Source organism: Paenibacillus oryzisoli, from assembly GCF_001653565.1.
GTDB lineage: Bacteria > Bacillota > Bacilli > Paenibacillales > NBRC-103111 > Paenibacillus_E > Paenibacillus_E oryzisoli.
The window spans coordinates 55756-74223 of the sequence record NZ_LYPB01000077.1; the positions used below are offsets into that span (position 1 = coordinate 55756).

16 protein-coding genes and 1 pseudogene are annotated in these 18468 nt (G+C 41.6%); 16 read left to right on the top strand and 1 reads right to left on the bottom strand.

From position 1 onward, the window contains the following. The first annotated feature begins 77 nt into the window (after positions 1-77). The 4 genes from A8708_RS23045 (at position 78) to A8708_RS23060 (ending at position 2861) form a co-directional block, all read left to right on the top strand. Positions 78-497 (top strand): hypothetical protein, encoded by a 420-nt coding sequence (locus A8708_RS23045; RefSeq protein ID WP_204787617.1) that lies wholly within the window; start codon positions 78-80, stop codon positions 495-497. 77 nt (positions 498-574) lie between these two features. Further along, positions 575-1090 carry an RDD family protein gene (locus A8708_RS23050; RefSeq protein WP_068667661.1) on the top strand — a complete coding sequence of 172 codons (516 nt, stop codon included), beginning with the start codon at positions 575-577 and terminating at the stop codon, positions 1088-1090. A gap of 164 nt (positions 1091-1254) precedes the next feature. Next, positions 1255-1728, top strand: a complete 474-nt coding sequence (locus A8708_RS23055; RefSeq protein WP_275667928.1) for an HGGxSTG domain-containing protein — start codon at positions 1255-1257, stop codon at positions 1726-1728. Between the two features lie 305 nt (positions 1729-2033). After that, positions 2034-2861 (top strand): replication initiation factor family protein, encoded by an 828-nt coding sequence (locus A8708_RS23060; protein WP_239696811.1) that lies wholly within the window; start codon positions 2034-2036, stop codon positions 2859-2861. A gap of 110 nt (positions 2862-2971) precedes the next feature. On the opposite strand, the gene A8708_RS23065 is transcribed toward A8708_RS23060, so the two are convergent. Next, positions 2972-3193, bottom strand: coding sequence for a helix-turn-helix domain-containing protein (locus tag A8708_RS23065; protein WP_068667663.1), 222 nt, complete (start codon positions 3191-3193; stop codon positions 2972-2974). A gap of 205 nt (positions 3194-3398) precedes the next feature. On the opposite strand from A8708_RS23065, the pseudogene A8708_RS23070 reads away from it, so the two are divergent. The 12 genes and pseudogenes from A8708_RS23070 (at position 3399) to A8708_RS23125 (ending at position 18306) form a co-directional block, all read left to right on the top strand. Then, positions 3399-4077 (top strand): annotated as a pseudogene (locus tag A8708_RS23070) (recombinase family protein). Between the two features lies 1 nt (position 4078). Then, a complete protein-coding gene (locus A8708_RS23075) occupies positions 4079-4336 on the top strand; it encodes a hypothetical protein (protein ID WP_068667664.1) in 258 nt (85 codons plus the stop codon). 28 nt (positions 4337-4364) lie between these two features. Next, on the top strand, positions 4365-4508 hold the full coding sequence (locus tag A8708_RS36220) for a hypothetical protein (RefSeq protein WP_204787619.1): 144 nt from the start codon (positions 4365-4367) through the stop codon (positions 4506-4508). A 929-nt stretch (positions 4509-5437) separates the two neighbouring features. Next, complete coding sequence (locus tag A8708_RS23085; protein ID WP_068667666.1) at positions 5438-7162, top strand: sensor histidine kinase; 1725 nt, start codon at positions 5438-5440, stop codon at positions 7160-7162. Between the two features lie 158 nt (positions 7163-7320). Then, positions 7321-7767 carry a chemotaxis protein CheX gene (locus tag A8708_RS23090; RefSeq protein WP_068667667.1) on the top strand — a complete coding sequence of 149 codons (447 nt, stop codon included), beginning with the start codon at positions 7321-7323 and terminating at the stop codon, positions 7765-7767. Between the two features lie 18 nt (positions 7768-7785). After that, positions 7786-8142 (top strand): response regulator, encoded by a 357-nt coding sequence (locus tag A8708_RS23095; protein ID WP_204787620.1) that lies wholly within the window; start codon positions 7786-7788, stop codon positions 8140-8142. A gap of 437 nt (positions 8143-8579) precedes the next feature. Further along, on the top strand, positions 8580-8984 hold the full coding sequence (locus A8708_RS23100; RefSeq protein WP_068667669.1) for a hypothetical protein: 405 nt from the start codon (positions 8580-8582) through the stop codon (positions 8982-8984). Positions 8985-9007: 23 nt separating this feature from the next. Continuing rightward, a complete protein-coding gene (locus A8708_RS23105; protein ID WP_068667670.1) occupies positions 9008-10579 on the top strand; it encodes a methyl-accepting chemotaxis protein in 1572 nt (523 codons plus the stop codon). Positions 10580-10595: 16 nt separating this feature from the next. After that, positions 10596-11039, top strand: a complete 444-nt coding sequence (locus A8708_RS23110) for a chemotaxis protein CheW (protein WP_068667671.1) — start codon at positions 10596-10598, stop codon at positions 11037-11039. Then, positions 11032-13521: a chemotaxis protein CheW gene (locus A8708_RS23115; RefSeq protein ID WP_068667672.1), complete on the top strand. Its 2490-nt coding sequence runs from the start codon at positions 11032-11034 to the stop codon at positions 13519-13521. Before A8708_RS23110 ends, A8708_RS23115 begins: the two co-directional genes overlap by 8 nt. Before the next feature lie 16 nt (positions 13522-13537). Further along, entirely contained in the window at positions 13538-15712 is a 2175-nt protein-coding gene (locus tag A8708_RS23120) for an EAL domain-containing protein (RefSeq protein WP_068667673.1), read from the top strand. A gap of 338 nt (positions 15713-16050) precedes the next feature. Beyond that, positions 16051-18306, top strand: a complete 2256-nt coding sequence (locus A8708_RS23125) for a right-handed parallel beta-helix repeat-containing protein (RefSeq protein ID WP_068667674.1) — start codon at positions 16051-16053, stop codon at positions 18304-18306. Positions 18307-18468 lie beyond the last annotated feature (162 nt).

An 18468-nucleotide genomic window follows, 5' to 3' on the forward strand; every position in this document is an offset into this window, starting at 1 on the left:
CTAATAAATTTTGAAGATTGAACTGAGGAAAGAGGGAGGAAAATGCTCCTCCCTCAAAATATAACAAGAAGAGGGGGATGAAATTGTCGAGATATGGAGAAGTTCAGAGTTACCTGAAATTACTATCAGGTAGTGCTTTAAACGATCATTTAAGTTATAGTTTTAACTTTGATCACTTTAGTGTTGATAATAATATCATCGAATCGCTAAAGAATCATATTAGAAATGTATACCTTGCAAATAAATCCGCTGACTTCCATTTTGTTCTAAATGAAGAACTAGAATGGCAGACTGTGCTTTCTGTTAGTCTTGGTGAATTTGATTTGAATGAAGAATACTTATCGAGATTTCTTAGCCTATTTGAAGATTTCATTGAAAACAATACACTTCGTGTATGGCAAATAACCTCTGATTTGTTTTGGGGAGTTTATCAAAAGGAATTGTTGTTCAAGGTCGAAAATATGTATTACTACTTGTTAATGTATATAACAGATTAATTTGAGTTTGCTTAAATTTATGAATCAATGGAGTCACGGTGCAATAAATGATGCTCTAGATAAAGGAGTATTGAATAATGACAATCGAACAAATCGTATCCCAATACCGCTTCGGCATGATCGCGCGGCGCTGGGGAGCACTATGGGTGGATGGAGTCATCCTATGGATTCTCCCAGCAATTCCTGTATTTACTTTAGGTGAAGGAGTCTATCAAAAGACTCTTTGGCTATGGGTAGCCCTTCTCTTCTCGTATATCTTCCTGATGGAAGGATTACTAGGCTGGACAATTGGTAAATGGTTATTCCGTATTCGTGTGGTGAATGTGGAAGGTAAAGCTCCAGGTTTGGTTAAAGCATTTATCCGTACATTACTAAAAGTATTAGAAGCTAATCCAATGATGTTCGGTGGCGGAATAGCTGGTATCGTAGCACTTATATCTAAGAAACGTCATCGCATTGGTGATATGCTCGCAAAGACATATGTTGTGAAGCGTGAAGATGTAAGTAAGATCACGCCTCCTGAAAAAACAGAAGATGCATTGCCAAGTTTTGTTGAAGTAGTACGTAGCATTAAAGAGCCTGAATTAACTTAAGAGAGACATATTCTAATAACAAAGAAAGCTGCTTGATTTGCTTAGTGCAAACAGGCAGCTTTCATTTCGTATAGGAATGGTTCATGGAAACCAACAATATAAAATATTCATCCACGAAGTCTATGCAAGTGTAACGGAGGTGTGCGAACAAGATGAATGGTCAAATGACGATATGCGGGGCAAGGAATAGAAAAGGCAGTTGTTGTGGCAATATTCCGATGCAGAACGGAAGATGCCGCATGCATGGCGGAAAAAGCAAAGGACCAAACAATCCTGCCAAACTACACGGTAATCTAAATGCCGTTGGCAACAAATCTAAGCTGTCCACTGGTGAATTTGAAATAATTACATGGGATAGATTGACGGACACTGAAAAGGAATGGCTTACCGAGCAATACAGGCTTAAACCCAATGAATTTATCGACGATCCATTAGAAATGGAATTTATCCGTGTAGCAAGAATGTTGGGACGGATGAATGAACTGGACAAAGATATGAATGGGAATTTTGATGACCTGATTCGATTAGAACATGCGCTGACAAGGGTGCAGATGAGAATAGCGAGAATGATTACAGGGAAGCGTTGTAAAATAACGACAAACCAACGAGAACCGGGTGCGATGAAACGCAACCTATAAGTGAGTAAGAATATAACGGACGAACATGAGCAACGTTAAGACGAAACACTCGTGGTTCAAACATTATGGTTGACCCCTGAACGAGCGTATGTCATAATCGTCATACAGCAGACAGCCTGTAAATGGTTGCGAGCAACTTGGTAAACGATAAACTTTGAGCACTTGAAACCTTCTGGGGATTTCAGGTGCTTTTTGCGTTTCAAAGGAGATAGCGACCGTGGGAATATAATTAAGTATTAGTTGGTTAAGTGTTAAATTTCTCGTGCGCGAGGCTGGAAAGTACTTATTGTAAAGGGGGAGCGCCAATGGAGATTAGCGTATCGACGGATAAGATGGTTGTCGAATATCGGGATGTGCCTATTGGTTTTTTCAAAGGATGGTGTATGCGGTTTATGTTAAGAGGTCGTTACAGGATAAGACGGACTGAGCGTAAGATTTATGTGTATCAGATGCATGTAAGACTTGAAGAAGGCGTGTACTTGCATGTATTCTATCGGAATTTTAGGGAGATTGATGGAGGCTTGTATACGTTACGACTGGAAACGCGACCCGAACACTTTGAGCGGTTTACAGATATATTAGGAGAACTTCGGCATGTGGCAAGCGGAATAGATTTTGTTAGCTGTGATTTAGCCTATGATGTTCCTTATGCGCTGGGGGATGTATTTGTAGCACCAAACGATATGCGGCGAAAGCTACGGAAGCATAACGATACTCGATATTTTGGACTTCCCCATCAGCGGAAGCAGAATGGCTATTGTCGGGTATATGATAAGGCGCTGGAACTGTGGCAGCGTCATGGTATTGAGTATATGGGTAGCTTGACTCGCATTGAGATGGTGTACAAACCTGAAACCAGAATAGAATTAGCGGACGTGGGAAGATACCCGCCAGAGCAGAACCGCCATTACTTTGCAAGTGTGGTTGAGGACTGGTCAGTGTTCACAGCTAAGCTAGTAGAACGTATACGAAACTGGCAACTTGGAGAAGAAACCTATACGAGACACGTGAGAGAAACCATAAAAAAGACACTTGCCGAGCGGTTAATAGACTTCAACCGGTTAGCAAGTGAACGATGGAAAGAGATATTGAAGCAGCCATGCGCCGCAATACTTGGACATACTGCGACATAGACGTAAGTGACGCGCATGGGTTTTGCAGGGTTCAACAGTTGAACAAGGGGAAATTACCGAGAATCCTGTTGAACGGGTGCGCAAGTGGTAATGCGAATGCGAGAAACGGGCTAACAGGGGTCGGATGGCTCCAACACGCTGAGATCACTGACAGTTATGTTCAGCGCTGCACAAATGATGGCAATGGTACTTAGATAAATACGGCTTATGTTCGGTTTGCATAGATCACTGATTGTCGATGGGCGCAGGTCCGTAAGTACGGCAAGTTGCTGTTGGGACATGCCTTGGTCTTTCAAAATGTCTTTTAGACGAATTTGAGCATTAAGAAACATAGAGTTTTCCTCCCTCCATTATGATGGTCATGCATACTATACAACCTTCACCGTTAAGAAAACGACTACAAATTTGCGGGTTGTGCAGATTGGGTTGCGGATCGTATACTACGCATCAACGGTCGACCGTTACAAGCGGCGAGTTATCCGCAGAAAACGGGTGAACGAGACATGGACTACAATTGTTGTGGTGGGAGGGATTTTCTTGAGGGAGAAGGTCGTCGGGTACATCAGGGTTTCAACGTATGGACAGATGAAAGACGGGTATAGTTTGACCTACCAACTTGAGGAAATTGAACAATACTGTGAGCGAAATGGCTACGAACTGCTCCATGTGTATGAGGACAAAGGCATTAGCGGTGCGACAGTTGATGAAGAAGGCTTGAGCATTGAACGGGAGGGCTTGCAAGAGATGCTCGCTGACCTAAAGCAGAACGAAGTGAAACGTATAATTGTGCTGAATACGTAACGACTGTGGCGGTCAGACATGGCGAAAGTGCTGATCCAACGTGAATTGAAGTGAAATAATGTTGATGTGAAAGCAATTAAACAGCCGAACTAAAGCATATATGCGCATGACCCGAACGATTTCTTGGTCAATGGCATGTTGCAATTGTTAGACCAGTACCAACGTCTGGAAATTGCACTAAAGCTAAGTCGTGGTAGAAAAAAGAAAGCTGAACAAGGTGGATACGAGGGCGGCGGAGTGTTTTTGGCTATACAGCGAAGAAAGGCTCGAAGGTAATTGAAATTGACCCTGTTCAGGCGGTTGTAGTAAGGCGACTGATTGAGTGAGCCGGATATTAGAACGCGAGAATTTCTACAGAGGTACATACCGCTATGGGAATATTGAAGCGGAGGGCAAGCATACAGCCATCATTTAGGATGAAGCAAGCCATGAAATTGAAAAATATTTTTGCCGAGCGCTTAATGTTTTCAATAGTTTTGTTTTATATTCAGATGAACGATCACTGGGATGCAGAATGTGATGCCAAGTTATTGCTTGACGAGTGGGATGGATTGCCTGATGCTAGTCCGCAGGATAACTACTGGATTCTAAGCCAATTGGTGTTGTGTAGAAATGTGCTTGCGAAGCATGAACAAGATGAATTGTCAAGTAAAGGTATGTGGGGCAAGGAATAGAGTAGGGAATTGCTGCGGTAATATCCCGATGAAGAATGGAAGATGCCGTATGCACGGCCGGAAAAGCACAGGGCCAAACAATCCTGTCAAGCTACAGGATAATCAAAATGCTACAGGAACCAAATCCAAGCTGTTGACAGGTGAATTTGAACGATCACATGGGATAGGTTGACTGGTAAGGAGAGAGAATGGCTTACCGAGCTAAACAGGCTTGAATCCTAGGAGCGCATCGACGCTCTGGTAGTAAGGGAATTTATTCGTGAAGTTAGATTGCCAAGACGCTGAATAAACGAGATAAAGATATGAACAGAAAATTTTAATGATCTGATTCGATTAGAGCATGCGCTGACAAGAATACAGATGAGAATTTTGAGAATTGTATACAGCTGGAACTAAGAGTCATAATCGTCATACAGTGGATAGCCTATCCACGGTTGCGAGCAACTTTGTAAACAGTAAACTTTAAACACTTGAAACCATTTGGGGATTTCAGGTGTCTTTTTGCGTTTTGAAGTGGATGACGACCTCAGGAATATAACTAAGCATCAGTCGGTTAAGTGTTAAATTTTTAGCGCGGGGGTGTAAAATATCTTCTGTAAATGAGGCGTCAATGGAGGTTAGCATTTATTTGACAGACACAATGGTCGTCGAATATCGGATTGTGGATATTGGCTTTTTCAAAGAATGGTGTGTTAGGCCTATGTTTAGCGATTGTTATGCGAAAGGAAACAGAACATTTTTAAAATCAAATTTAAGAAATAGCAGTTGCAAGCAAGTTGAGTTAATAACCCTTATACATATACTCGCAGTAATTATGGCAATATAAACAGGCAGCGGTTTAGCTAGATTCATATTATTTGTTTCAAGAAGTGTCAATGTGTTTGGGACTGGTATTATTCTAGTGCCGAGCATAATGGCAAGGATATGTAGCACTTTTATAAATATTTATGTCTATTGTTATATAGTTGGATTGTGTATTATTATAAAGAGAAAAGTCGAATTATGACGAAAATGCTACAAGGAAAAGGCGTAATTCGGTGCCTAAATTCTCGAAAGAAACATGGTAAGTAATATTTGTTTTAAAAAACTGGGGGGGAATTCTTGAAAAGATTGTGGGCATCGCTTTTGATTTTGCTTATTTTACTTATTTCTGGTATTAATATGACTTATTACTATTCAACCAAGAACGCCCTTGTAAAGGAACAAGAGGAGAAAGTTTCAACTATAGTAAATAGCATAACCGTAGCTATTCAAAATTCAAATACGGGAGAACAGTTATTTGAAGATATGATTGGCATCAATTTAAGGTCTGCTTCAATTGCTGCACAGTATGCACTTCCTGCTGATATTGAAAAGGTTCAAAATGAAAAGCTTGTTGAAATTAAAGAAAAATTGATGATTGACGGTATTACCCTTCTAAAGCGGGTAGATGATGATATCATTGGTTATCGATCTTCAGATCCTAAGGAAATCGGAATGAGTACAAAGGGATGGACATTTGGATGGTTTCATGCATTTAATCAATTATTAGATCATCATAATGCTCAAGTTGGTGCCAATTTAACTTTCGGACAGTTTCTTCCACACTATTGGAGTGGCCCATTTGATACCTCTTCTACGAATACAACAAATATTGATAAATGGGGTTATTATAATGACGGTGGAACGAATTACATAATTGACCCCTATGTACATGATAAGCACCTTCTTGAATTTAGAGAGACTACAGGGGTAGATTCGACAATTAAACAGGTGGTTGAAAAAAATAAGTGGATTGTTGAAATTGGGGTTCTGAACCCTGAACTCATTGGAGGTCTTATAACGCCAACTACTGAAGCATGGTATCAAGAAAGAAAAGTATTATATGGACAATATTCTTATCCTGATGATAATGAAAAGAATATTTCACTTGATGGCATTAAAGATGGTAAAGTTAAGAATTCATTTTCTGTCATTGACGGCAAAGAAATTATGCGAACGTATGTACCACTCAAAAATATTGCATTAGGCGCGTATCATTCGGATTTATTAATTTGTATAGTAACAGATTATAAAAAGATAAAAGACGCGTTGCTCAAACAACAATTAAAACTATTAATTATTATTGCTGTTGTTACTACGATCAGCCTAATTGTAATAATTTTAATAAATAGGATGGTAAAACGTTCTAAGGAATTAGCGGTATTTAATGTACAAGAGGTTTATACGGGTAATATTGATACACTCTTTAACTCAATAAAAGAACAAAGGCATGATTTTAACAATCACGTTAGTACGATTCAATCTCTTATGGAGTTAGGAAAAATTAATGATTTAAAAGCTTACACAAGTGAGATTATAGGTGAAACAGTTGCTATGAATGCTATTATTAATATAGACAATCCAGCAATATGTGCTATTGTTCAGGCAAAAGCTGCACAAGCTGCGGATAAAAATATTGTATTTGAACATAATCTGTTCAATATGGCGGAACTCAACAATAGTGCCATGAAGTCAAGTGACATTGTAAAAATAATAAGTAACCTACTCGACAATGCGTTTGAGGCAACAATTGTAGATGCTGAAGATCAAGAGAAAATGGTTCATATACAAGGTTCGATACATGGTCGTCAATTGGATATGAGTATTTATAATACTGGGAAGCCGATTCCTGATGAGATTAAAGATAAAATTTTTGATTACGGGTTTTCTACAAAAGTAAGTACCGGGAAGAATTCAGGGTTGGGCCTTGCGATAGTTAAGAAGCTAGTAGATAAATATAATGGAAATATTAAAGTAGTTAATAAAAATGAAGGTATCCAATTTACTATGCAATTACATATTTAGCGTGAATAAACGGAGCGGCGCGATTAGCGAGCTCCGTTTATTTCATTCACATACATCTTTAACAATTAGGAGTGTAGTTACCTAACAATTATAGGCTAAAGTGAGTGTATTGAAGGAAGTCATAACCGGTTATTACCAACTGAATAGGGGAGAAAAGGATGACTCAGAATTTGCAAAATTTATTACTGAATAGTGTACGCGCATCGATTGGCAACATGCTGCCACAAACTTTAGATCAGACTGAAGTGCTTACAAGCAATGAACCGATCCGAAAGGATGAAATCGGGGTCTCTATCAATTTCACGAATAGTGAGTATTGTATGATTTTAGATGGACAGCGTGTCGTATTTAGCCGAATGAGTGAAGCAATTTTCGGGATGTATATGGAAGGTGAGATGCTGGATAGCTGTGTGAGTGAAATTGCCAACATTATTGCCGGCAGAACCACTACGATCCTTGGGGAACAAGGTGTAGCCCTCGATATTACGCCACCTTCTTTATTAGAGGAAAATTACCATTTCAACAATCAGGCTAACAAGCTGATGTTGCCCATATCCATTCAAACGGTTGGAGATATCCGTGTGGTGTTATTGAAAGAGCATTGATAAGAGGAGTGATTGATGATGGCAAAAATATTAATCGTGGATGATGCAGCATTCATGCGGATGATGCTAAAGGATATTTTGACCAAAGGTGGACATGAAGTTGTTGGTGAAGCGGAAAATGGCAAAGTAGCCATCCAGAAGTATCAGGAGCTGAAACCGGATATTGTTACGATGGACATCACGATGCCCGAGATGGAGGGCGTAGAAGCGGTTAGAGAAATTAAGAAAAAAGATGCGAATGCCAAAATTGTGATGTGTTCAGCAATGGGGCAACAAGGGATGGTTGTACAAGCGATTCAAGCAGGAGCTAAGGATTTTATCGTCAAGCCTTTCCAGGGTGATCGGGTTTTGGATGCCATTCGAAGAGCTATATAATACATATAGAAGAACGCTCGTCCAGTGCTGAAGCTAGCACGCGGACGGGCGTTTTTTGTTCAAATATCAGAATTTATAAGTTTTACTTACTAATTATGCTGAATTTCTAGATAAACGCTCCTGTCCTTCAAAGGACGGCGTAGCCGTTTATTTTGAGGGCATCCATTGGGTAGATCCACATGTTCATAGATGTTTAGGATAGGAGTCATGAAATCACAAGTGGTCCATAGGCATAAAGACTTACAATTAGGATAGAAAACTTACAAACTAGGTTCTGTATCACCATTTCTACTGAAATTTTAGTAAACGTTAGCTAATTATTAGCAAAAAACATGTTTATCTAAAATCCTCGATAGAAGTTTCACAACAATTCATCGATAAGATAAAGATAATGAGAAGTACAAATTATGTTATGGAATTGCGAGGGACCCACAACTATGAATCTAATCCACTACTACCGCGAGCAATTTATCGAATTGATATCACTATTCGAGCCTACCTGGGAGGAGGATCCATTCTATAAGTATGGGTTCCGATGGAACGCAATTACGTCCAAGGTGTACAAAGAATTTTTTCAGATGACTCAAGTTCAAGACGAGCCCTTGTACTTAATGTATGCACTTGAACTTCCTGAGAAATACAAGAATACGAATATCAGTGAAGTTGTTAAGAAGGAATCTTCTTGCTATGAGCTCTCCATGTATTACTACTCATCAAAGATTCTCTTAATTTCCTGTGTATCCATTGAGAATTTGCAACAGACTTCGTTAGGTTTTTTAAATCAAGCACGTGGCGAAATCATTGATCTTGTGTTCTCAGCGATTCAATTAAAAGACATGTAACCGACAATTAGGGGGATTTTGTAATGAAAGCAACAATTAGAATGAAATTATTAGCAGGATTTATTCTTGTGCTCGCGCTTACGTTTACAGTAGGTCTAGTGGCTATTCTTAGTATGAATTCGATTCAAAAATCGGCTGTAAATGTTCAGGGGAATTGGCTGCCTAGTATTCTTAAAATTGATCAAATTAAAACGGATTTCTTCGAAGTTCGAGTGGCTTTTCATCAAATTATCCTTGAGTCAGATCCAGAAAAAATGGCAAGTGCCAAGACAACTATCCTACAAAACAAAGAAAATACCTTGAAAGAAATGAAGGCCTACGAGGAATTGGTAAACCCAGGGGAAGAGACGAAAATTTACAACGAGATACTGGCTTCAATGACTGCTTATATGAATTCAGCGGATACGATTATTCAATTAGCTACGAAGAATGAAGATCAACAGGCCTATGATGCGATTACACAAGTAAGACCTGCAAGGGCACAGACAACGGATTTGTTTGACAAATGGATTCAATATAATGAGGTAGGTTCCAAGGCAGAAGTAGATACAGCTATTTCTGAGAATAATTCAGGTACATTGACCATTATTTTATTGGGTATATTTGCAATCTTAATCGGTATTAGTGTCGCGCTGTATTTATCAGGCAGTATCTCCAGAACAGTACAATCTCTTTTATCCGTCGTTACGAAAGCATCAGAAGGCGATTTGAGAGAGAAAGCAACTTCGAAAACAAAGGACGAGCTCGGCTCATTGGCCGAGGCCTTTAATGATATGCTGGAAAATCTCCGTGTGCTTATTAGTAAAACGGTATCTTCTTCACAGAATGTTGCAGCTGCTGCGGAAGAAATTTCTGCGACAACGGAGCAAATCGCCAAAGGAAGCATGCACCAAGCCGAGTCAACGCAAACCGTAAACAGCTTGTTTAAAGAACTTTCGCTTGCCATTGACTCTGTTGCTCAGAATGCGGAAGTCGTCGCTGAGCTATCCGAACAAACTAGAAAAGGTGCCAAAGAAGGAGGCGTCGCGGTACAAGCTTCTATAACATCCATGGGGAACGTATCGAAGCAGATGTCTTTGCTTGAGCAAGATGCACAGAAGATTGGTCAAATTATCGAGGTCATTGATGATATCGCAGATCAAACGAACTTATTAGCCCTTAACGCTGCGATTGAGGCGGCTAGGGCAGGAGAACAGGGTAGAGGCTTCGCGGTTGTTGCGGAAGAGGTTAGGAAATTAGCTGAACGCAGCGGCGAGGCGACGAAACAAATTGCCATTATTATTAAGGGCATGCAAACCAATACGGATTTGAGTGTCAAAGCAGTTTCAGAAGCAGCTGATCTGTCCGAGCGCACGGGAACCCAGTTCGATAATATCGTTCGCATGGTTGCGAATACCGCACAGCAAGTAACGGAAATCGCTGCCGCTAGCGAGGAACAATCCGCTCAATCGGAAGAAGTCTTAAGTTTCATTCAGAATATTGCTTCTGTTAGCCAGCAGTCTGCGGCGGCTGCCGAGGAAACGGCAAGCTCCTCCCAATCGCTAGCAACCTTAGCAGATGATTTGAATCAATCCGTTTCTAATTTCAAAGTGTGAGAGGACAGGGTTGCACATGACAACGACGGTCACTCCCTTGTATGTTGAAGGTCAGATTGGAGAAGAACACTATGCCTTCTCTATCGCGTATATTCAGGAAATAATAAAGATGCATGACATCACGGTTTTACCAGGAAATAAGAAGAATTTGCGTGGGGTCATTAATTTGCGCGGTATCATTATCCCCATCTATTGTTTACGCGCCATGCTGCAGATGAAACCCGTGATGGATACGAAACATACACGTATTATGATTGTTCACGTTGCTGGGAAGACACTCGGTCTAGTTGTAGATTGTGTTAGTCGTGTGATCGGGTTTACAGAAGTGAAGCCAGTTTCAGAGGAATTTGGCAAACAAGGCAGCATTTATTTGCAAGCCATTGGTGAATTCGAAGGCAGTTATGTGGGGATTTTGGATATTGGCGAGCTGTTTCTTCAGGAGGTAAGAGGGAATGAGTGATTTTCAAATGGAAGTATACATGGGTGTGTTTCTGGATGAATTAAGTGAGCAACTTCTTCTTCTGGATAAAAGTTTATTGGAGCTTGAGGAGAACGGATCCAAGCCAGAAACGATTCAAACCATTTTCCGTATCGCTCATACGCTCAAAGGCTCTGCCGCTGCAATGGGGTTTGACAAGTTGAAAGAGATGATGCATAAGCTGGAAAATATATTCGATCACCTTCGCAACAATCGGATCCAAGTTCATACAGACCTGATGAATGTAATATTCCAGAGCATTGATTATATGAAGGGGCAAAGAGAGCTTTTCTTGAGAGGTCATTATGAAGAGCAAGCTGTAGATCACCTTATTATTGTTCTTGAGCGATTATCTCATGGGGAATCCATACCAGTAGAGACAGTTCCGGTTGCCCAGCAATCCGTGACATCGGGCCCAGAGCTCATATCGATTCGTATTGTCATCGAACCAGAAACCGTGATGAAGGCCGTTCGAGCGGTGCTCGTCCTTCGCGAGCTTCAGGAAATAGGCGACGTGCTATCGACGCAGCCGAACTTTCATGCATCGAGTACGGATGAAGAATTAGGTGCTCCAATTCACTTCCTGGTATCAACTGCGCATGAATGCTGCGAAGTGCAAGAGCGACTCAATCGCATTTCACAGTTGACGGAAGTCATTGTAGGGCCGTTCACTAGCCAACTTCCGAGTCAGGTTACTGAACCAGAGCGGATTGCTTCAACGGTGCCAACATCTACTGCGGAGAGTAAACCAGTTAAACCGGCTTCTACAGCTGTGAAAGAAGCTGCTGCCGTATCTCATACGGTACGTGTGGATGTACAGCGACTAGAGCATTTAATTAATTTAGTAGGGGAACTCCTCATTGATAATACTCGACTCGCTGATGTGAAGAAGAGGTTGCAAGATAAATATAAACAAGATGCTGATATTCATCTCCTTGAAGATATTACGCACCATTTGGGGAAAATCGTCTCTAATATGCGCGATGGCATGATGAAGACAAGGATGATCCCGATCGAGCAGCTTTTTAGCAGATTTCCGCGTTTAATCCGAGATTTATCTCAAACTGCCAATAAAGAGATTGCCTTGACGATTGAAGGGAAAGAAACGGAGCTTGACCGCACGTTGATTGAAGAAATTAGCGATCCACTCATACATATCCTCCGCAATGCGGCAGATCACGGATTGGAAACTCCTGACCAGCGAGAAGCAGCAGGCAAGCCTCGTAAAGGGCATATCCGGATGAAGGCGGCGCATGAAGAGAACTCCATTGTAATTACAGTGAGGGATGATGGCCGAGGTATTGATCCGGAACGTATCCGTCTGAAGGCCGTGGATAAGGGGTTTATTTCGGAAGAAGAATCTCGAGACCTGACAGAGAAGGAGATTATTAAGCTCATTTTCCATTCGGGGATGTCGACAGCAGAGCAAGTAACCGAGTTATCAGGCCGTGGTGTTGGAATGGATATCGTGCGCTCACATATTGAGAAGCTGAATGGGCTTATCGACATCGAGACGATAATTGGCAAAGGAACAACGATTACGTTGAAATTGCCTTTAACTCTTGCGATCATTCGCTCACTATTAGTTAAGCAAGGGAAGCGGACGATTGCTGTACCACTGTCGAATATCATTGAAATTTTCAGATATAACGAACAAGAAATTCAATGGTTGCACGGTCAAGAGATTTGTCATGTGCGTGGTGAAATTCTGCCCTTGCTGCGGTTAAATTCATTGCTTTCGCCTGAGAACAATAGAACGGATGGAACGATGAAGTCTAAGCAGTCCATCCTTATGATTGGGATGGCGGAGAAACGAATATGCCTCGTTGTGGATGAATTAATTGCGAACCAAGAGATTGTCATTAAATCCCTAGACGAGATCGTTGGCCACATTCCGTACATTGCTGGAACGACCATTCTTGGAGATGGTTTGGTTGCACTCATACTAGACGTGAATGCGATGATGCAGAAATCCTCGTCTGGGCATGTTCGTTTTGGTATGAAGGATCGGGCGAATAAAGGTAAGCATACGGCAAAGCGTGAGCTGGTTACTGTTCACTTTGATAATGAATGGTACGGCTTTCATCTTGAACATGTGCAAGAGATTGTGGCAATGCCGTCTCTGACGAAGATTGCCGGATCTGACCCTAACGTACTAGGCATCATGAACATTCGAGAAGAATTGCTGGTTGTTTATGATTTGCGAAGCAGCATGGGGTTGTCAAAACAATCCAGTGCTTCTAAATCTCGTGTTCTCATTGTGCGGGATGATGAACAATCCATTGGAATAGCTGTAAATTCCGTAACCGAAATAGTCACTGTGTTTGAGCACGATACCAATGAAGAGATTGTTCATAGTAGAGCCTCGCTTTCTACGATTCGGAGTATTTATAAGAAAGATGAACGGCTAATCCAAGTTTTCGATCGAGAGCAGCTCCTCTTGCAGTTGAAGACGAATACATAAGAATTAGGTGACAAGTATGAGAACAATTCGTGTCCTAATCGTCGATGACTCCATCGTTATGCGTAATATGATTGCCAAACTCTTCGATCAAGATCCGCAATTCAGGGTGGTAGGATTTGCGGTGAATGGCATTAATGCATTGGACAAAATCGTCGAACTGCAGCCAGATTTAGTTACACTTGACATTGAGATGCCAGAGATGGATGGATTAACGGCATTGAATCAAATCATGACGTTTCATCCGGTACCCGTTATCATGCTGAGCAGTTACACGGAAGAAGGCTCGAACGCAGCGATGAAGGCTCTGGAGTACGGAGCGATGGACTTTTTTCAAAAGGAAACCCTTTTTCAGAGCACGCGCAATATTTTGATGGAAGAAGAGTTTCTGTTAAGATGCAAAACGGCTATGAATAAAAAGGTATTCCTACGCAATGAGACCAACATGCTCGGGAACGAACAATCCGTCAAAAGTCATATTGAAATGCTAACTTTTCTGTTAAAAATGGAAGAAGATCTGTTTCAATTTCAAAAGGAGCTTCATCAGAAAATTAGCCAACAAAACGGACTGTTAATCAAATTTCGAAAAGATCAAGATGAATTTATTTATACAACATGGCAGGGGTGCTTGTTCGATCGAATGGGGATCAAAGAGAAGCATGCAATTGGTAAGGATCTCCATGCCATCTTCCCCCCATACATGGCTAATCACATGGAACAATACTATGAATTTGCTTGGTCCAGGGAGGAGGTTGTCGATTTTGAAACGGAATGGCATGGCTATTATTTCTTAACGGTTCTTCGACCAATCAAAGACAATGGTGTCATTCGTGAGGTAATCTCCTTAACCGTTGATATTACGGAGTCGCGCAGCATGGAGGAACGGATCCGTTATTTGGTCCTTCATGATTCCGTAACAGGTCTTCCTAATCGACAAGTATTAACGAAATGGATGGAGGACGCCATCTTCCATAAAGAATGCTTCGCTGTACTATTTGTTAATTTGGACCAATTCAAGCTGGTAAATGAGACATTAGGACACGATATTGGCGATCGTATTCTCCAGGTCATCGCGCGGAGGTTGAAGAATAGTTTTCTCACCCAGAACTTGAATGTTTTCCGAGTTGGCAGTGATGAATTCATCGGACTCGTAAAGCATAAATCTAAGAATGAGTTGGATGCCTACACGCAGAATATTACTAAGAGTATTAATCAGCCAATTCGGATCAAGGAACATGAGATTTACATGTCACCATCCATTGGAATTAGTCAGTTTCCAGAAGATGATCAAGACCCTGAAACACTCGTACGTTTTGCAGATATCGCGATGGATTACGCGAAGGAGCTTGGGGGGAATCAAGTTCAGTTTTTCAGCCCACACATCTATGCCAAAACTGTACGACGAATGATGCTTGAAAAACATTTGCGAAAAGCGCTGGAGAAAAATGAGTTTGTCCTGATGTACCAACCGCAAGTCAACGTGATAGCCAATGAAATTGTCGGTTTTGAAAGTTTAATACGCTGGGATAGCCCACAGCTAGGACGAGTGTCTCCCCTAGAATTTATTCCGATTGCGGAAGAAACAGGTCTTATTTATTCCATTGGCAAATGGGTGATCGAGAAGGCTTGTGCTCAGAATAAGCACTGGCAGAACCTAGGATTGCCGAAAGTCTCCATGGCTGTGAATTTATCATCGAAACAATTCTACGATAGATCCCTTTGTGAGCAAATCGCAAATATCCTGCAAGTAACGGGGCTTGAGCCACAGTACTTGGAGTTGGAAATTACAGAAAGCATGACGATGGATGTTCAAGTCGCGCTTGCGACATTAAATAGTTTTAATAATATGGGCTTACAGATTGCTATGGATGACTTTGGGACAGGCTACAGTTCATTGAGTTACTTGAAAGAGTTCCCAATTCATCATCTCAAAATCGACCAATCTTTCGTGAAGGATATCTCAGTAAACCCGACACACGCAGCTATTGTCAACACGATTATCACCTTGGCTCGTAATCTAAAAATTAATGTGATTGCAGAAGGGGTAGAGAATGAGGCAGATTTAAAAGTTCTGCAAGACTTTCAATGCGATACCGTACAAGGGTATTTATTTGGCCGGCCAGTGGGAGCAAGTGAAGTGCCTGAGATTTTTGCAAAGTTTGCAAGAGAATCTGTACAAAGTAGCGATGCCTAGTGGCAATCGCTTTTTTTTATGAAATTGGACTAATTCCATCTAGTTCATTGTTTGAAAGGTGAAACGATAAAATATACATTTATTTCCTAATATAATGAAAGAAATTTGTTCATTCGTCCCCTATGTTCTCCCCCAATTGTCAACTATACTGAACTAAAAATTGAATAGGCGGGCACATACAACATGAGCAGATGTCCAAGTGAGATGCCAGGCTGTTTAATACGATGGGAGGGATGAGCAGGAAGCAAGTCCGGGTTGTCATGGAGCACCAATGCAAGTAAGTCGTATGATTATTGCAAAGAAAATTAAGCGCTTACATTTAAGAGGAGGCTGGAATGATGGGATTATTTTGGAAAAAAAGTAAGAGATGTAGTGCTTTCGTCGTAACTACTATGATGATGTTCTCATTAATAATAATGCTTCTACCCGCAACTGTGTCTGCTGCTAATACCACTTACTATGTCGATGCTGGCAACGGCAGCGATTCCAACAATGGCACAAGTTCTGCAACAGCTTGGAAAACATTGACGAAAGTGAACAGCATAACCTTCCAGCCTGGCGATCGCATTTTATTTGAAGCAGGAAATACCTGGGTGGGTCAGTTATATCCGAAAGGCTCGGGTACCTCAGGGAACCCCATCATCATCGATCAGTATGGTACAGGAGCCAAACCAAAGTTCCAAGGGCAAGGAGCGGTGAAGGCTACGGTCTATTTGTATAATCAGCAGTATTGGGAGATTCACAATCTAGATATTAGTAACCAAACAACAGGTTCCGTAGGTGATCTTCGAGGCGTACATATTACAGGAGCAGATAGTGGTACGCTCAATTACTTCCGTTTAGATGGGCTCAATGTTCATGACGTGAGTGGTGAAGTCAACTGGATTGGCGGCGATGTGGCAGATAATGCAACAGGCATCAACTTCCAGACAGGTTGGGATCGTTCCAAACGAACGGGCGGCATTGTATTCGATATGTCAACGAACGTGCTAGCGCCAGCAGCAGCGACTGTAAAGAGCAAGTTCAATGATGTGGTTATCTCCAATAGTTCTATTAAGGATACTTCCTTTGGGGGGATCATTTTCAAGCAATATACGGGGGATGGGCGCGACAAAAACGGGAATCCATCCGTTTCGGTCGGTTGGGGTGTTCGGAGCTCAGCTTCGGATACGAATTGGTATCCTTTTACGAATATTACGATTAAAAATAACTTCATTAGTCAAGCGAACACGATCTATGGCTGTAATGGTATCTATATGACTGATGTTAAAGGAGGGGTGATTGAGAGTAATGTCGTTGCGGCGGCGGGAACCTCGGGGATCGAAACCTATTATGCTGATGATGTTGTTATACAGAAGAATGAAACCTATGGTGTGGTGAAAAAAGCCGGTGGCGCCGACTTTAACGGCATCGACACGGATAAAGGAACGACCAAACAGGTCGTCCAGTATAACTATGTCCATGGCAATGGGGATGGTATCCTGTTGTGTCAATTCAGCTTCGGCGACTCCATTATCCGATACAATGTGATTACAGGCAATTCACGATATCAAATTTATCTCCATTCAGATTCAGCTGCAACCTCACAAATTTATAATAATACGATCTATAATACGAATAGCACGTATTTGATTTATGGCTACGGGTCTTATATAAATGCCAGCTACAATATTCGAAATAATATTCTGGATTCCACGCGAAGTTCAGCTGTACTTACAACAGGCGGTGGTATTACATATCATACGAATAGTTACTATGGCACTGGTCTTACCGTTCCTGCAGGAGATACCAATCCGAAAACAGGTGATCCGAAATTAGTGAGCCCAGGAACTGGCGGAACGGGAACAGAAGCGAGTGGACCTGCTATGAGCACATTAGGCGGCTATAAGCTTCAAACAAGCTCGCCTATCATCAATCAAGGGGTTACGATTGCCTCCAACGGTGGGCTTGATTTCTGGGGAGATACGTTATACACAGGCGCAGCAGATATTGGTGCTGATGAAACGCAGGTTACGGGAGGCAGTACGGGACCTACTTACTTGGTAAATGATACGTTTGATACGGTGACTACTGGCAGTGCCCCGACAGGTTGGACAATTGCCAACGGCACCAGTCCGAATGCGATTACTGTGCAAGCCGTTCCAAGTTCAACCGATAAGAGCGTACAGCTAAGCAAACCGACTGCATCGGCGAAAACTTCGATGTCCAAATCGTTTGGAGCTACAAGCGGTATCATCACGATCGAGGCAAGAGTTAAACGAAGTGAAACAACGTCATGGTGGTGCTTGCCGTACCTCTATGACAGCACAGGTGTCGTTGCTGAATCCATCGCTATGGATACAGGGAATATCAAGGCGAATGTTAACGGGACTTGGACGACCATTCAAGCCTTCACAGCGAATACTTGGTATGATTTCAAAGTCGTTCTAAATACGAATACGGATACATTTGATTTCTATGTCAATGGCACGTTGAAACTATCCCAGGCAACAATGAGAGCAGCTGTTTCCAATGTGTCCAAAATCGAATTCTATGCAGATAACTCGCAAACGGGTATTACCCATGTTGATAATGTGAAGGTTTATACGCAGTAACGATGTCTTCTGAAAATCCCAAATCGCCGGAGACGGCGATTTGGGATTTTTTGTGCGAAGTGAAGCGGAATGCTTGGAATAGTGAAAGAGAATTGTTCATTTACCTACTGGTTTTAAGTCGAAAATCGATCTTATAATGTGTCATACTGAAATTAAGAGGAG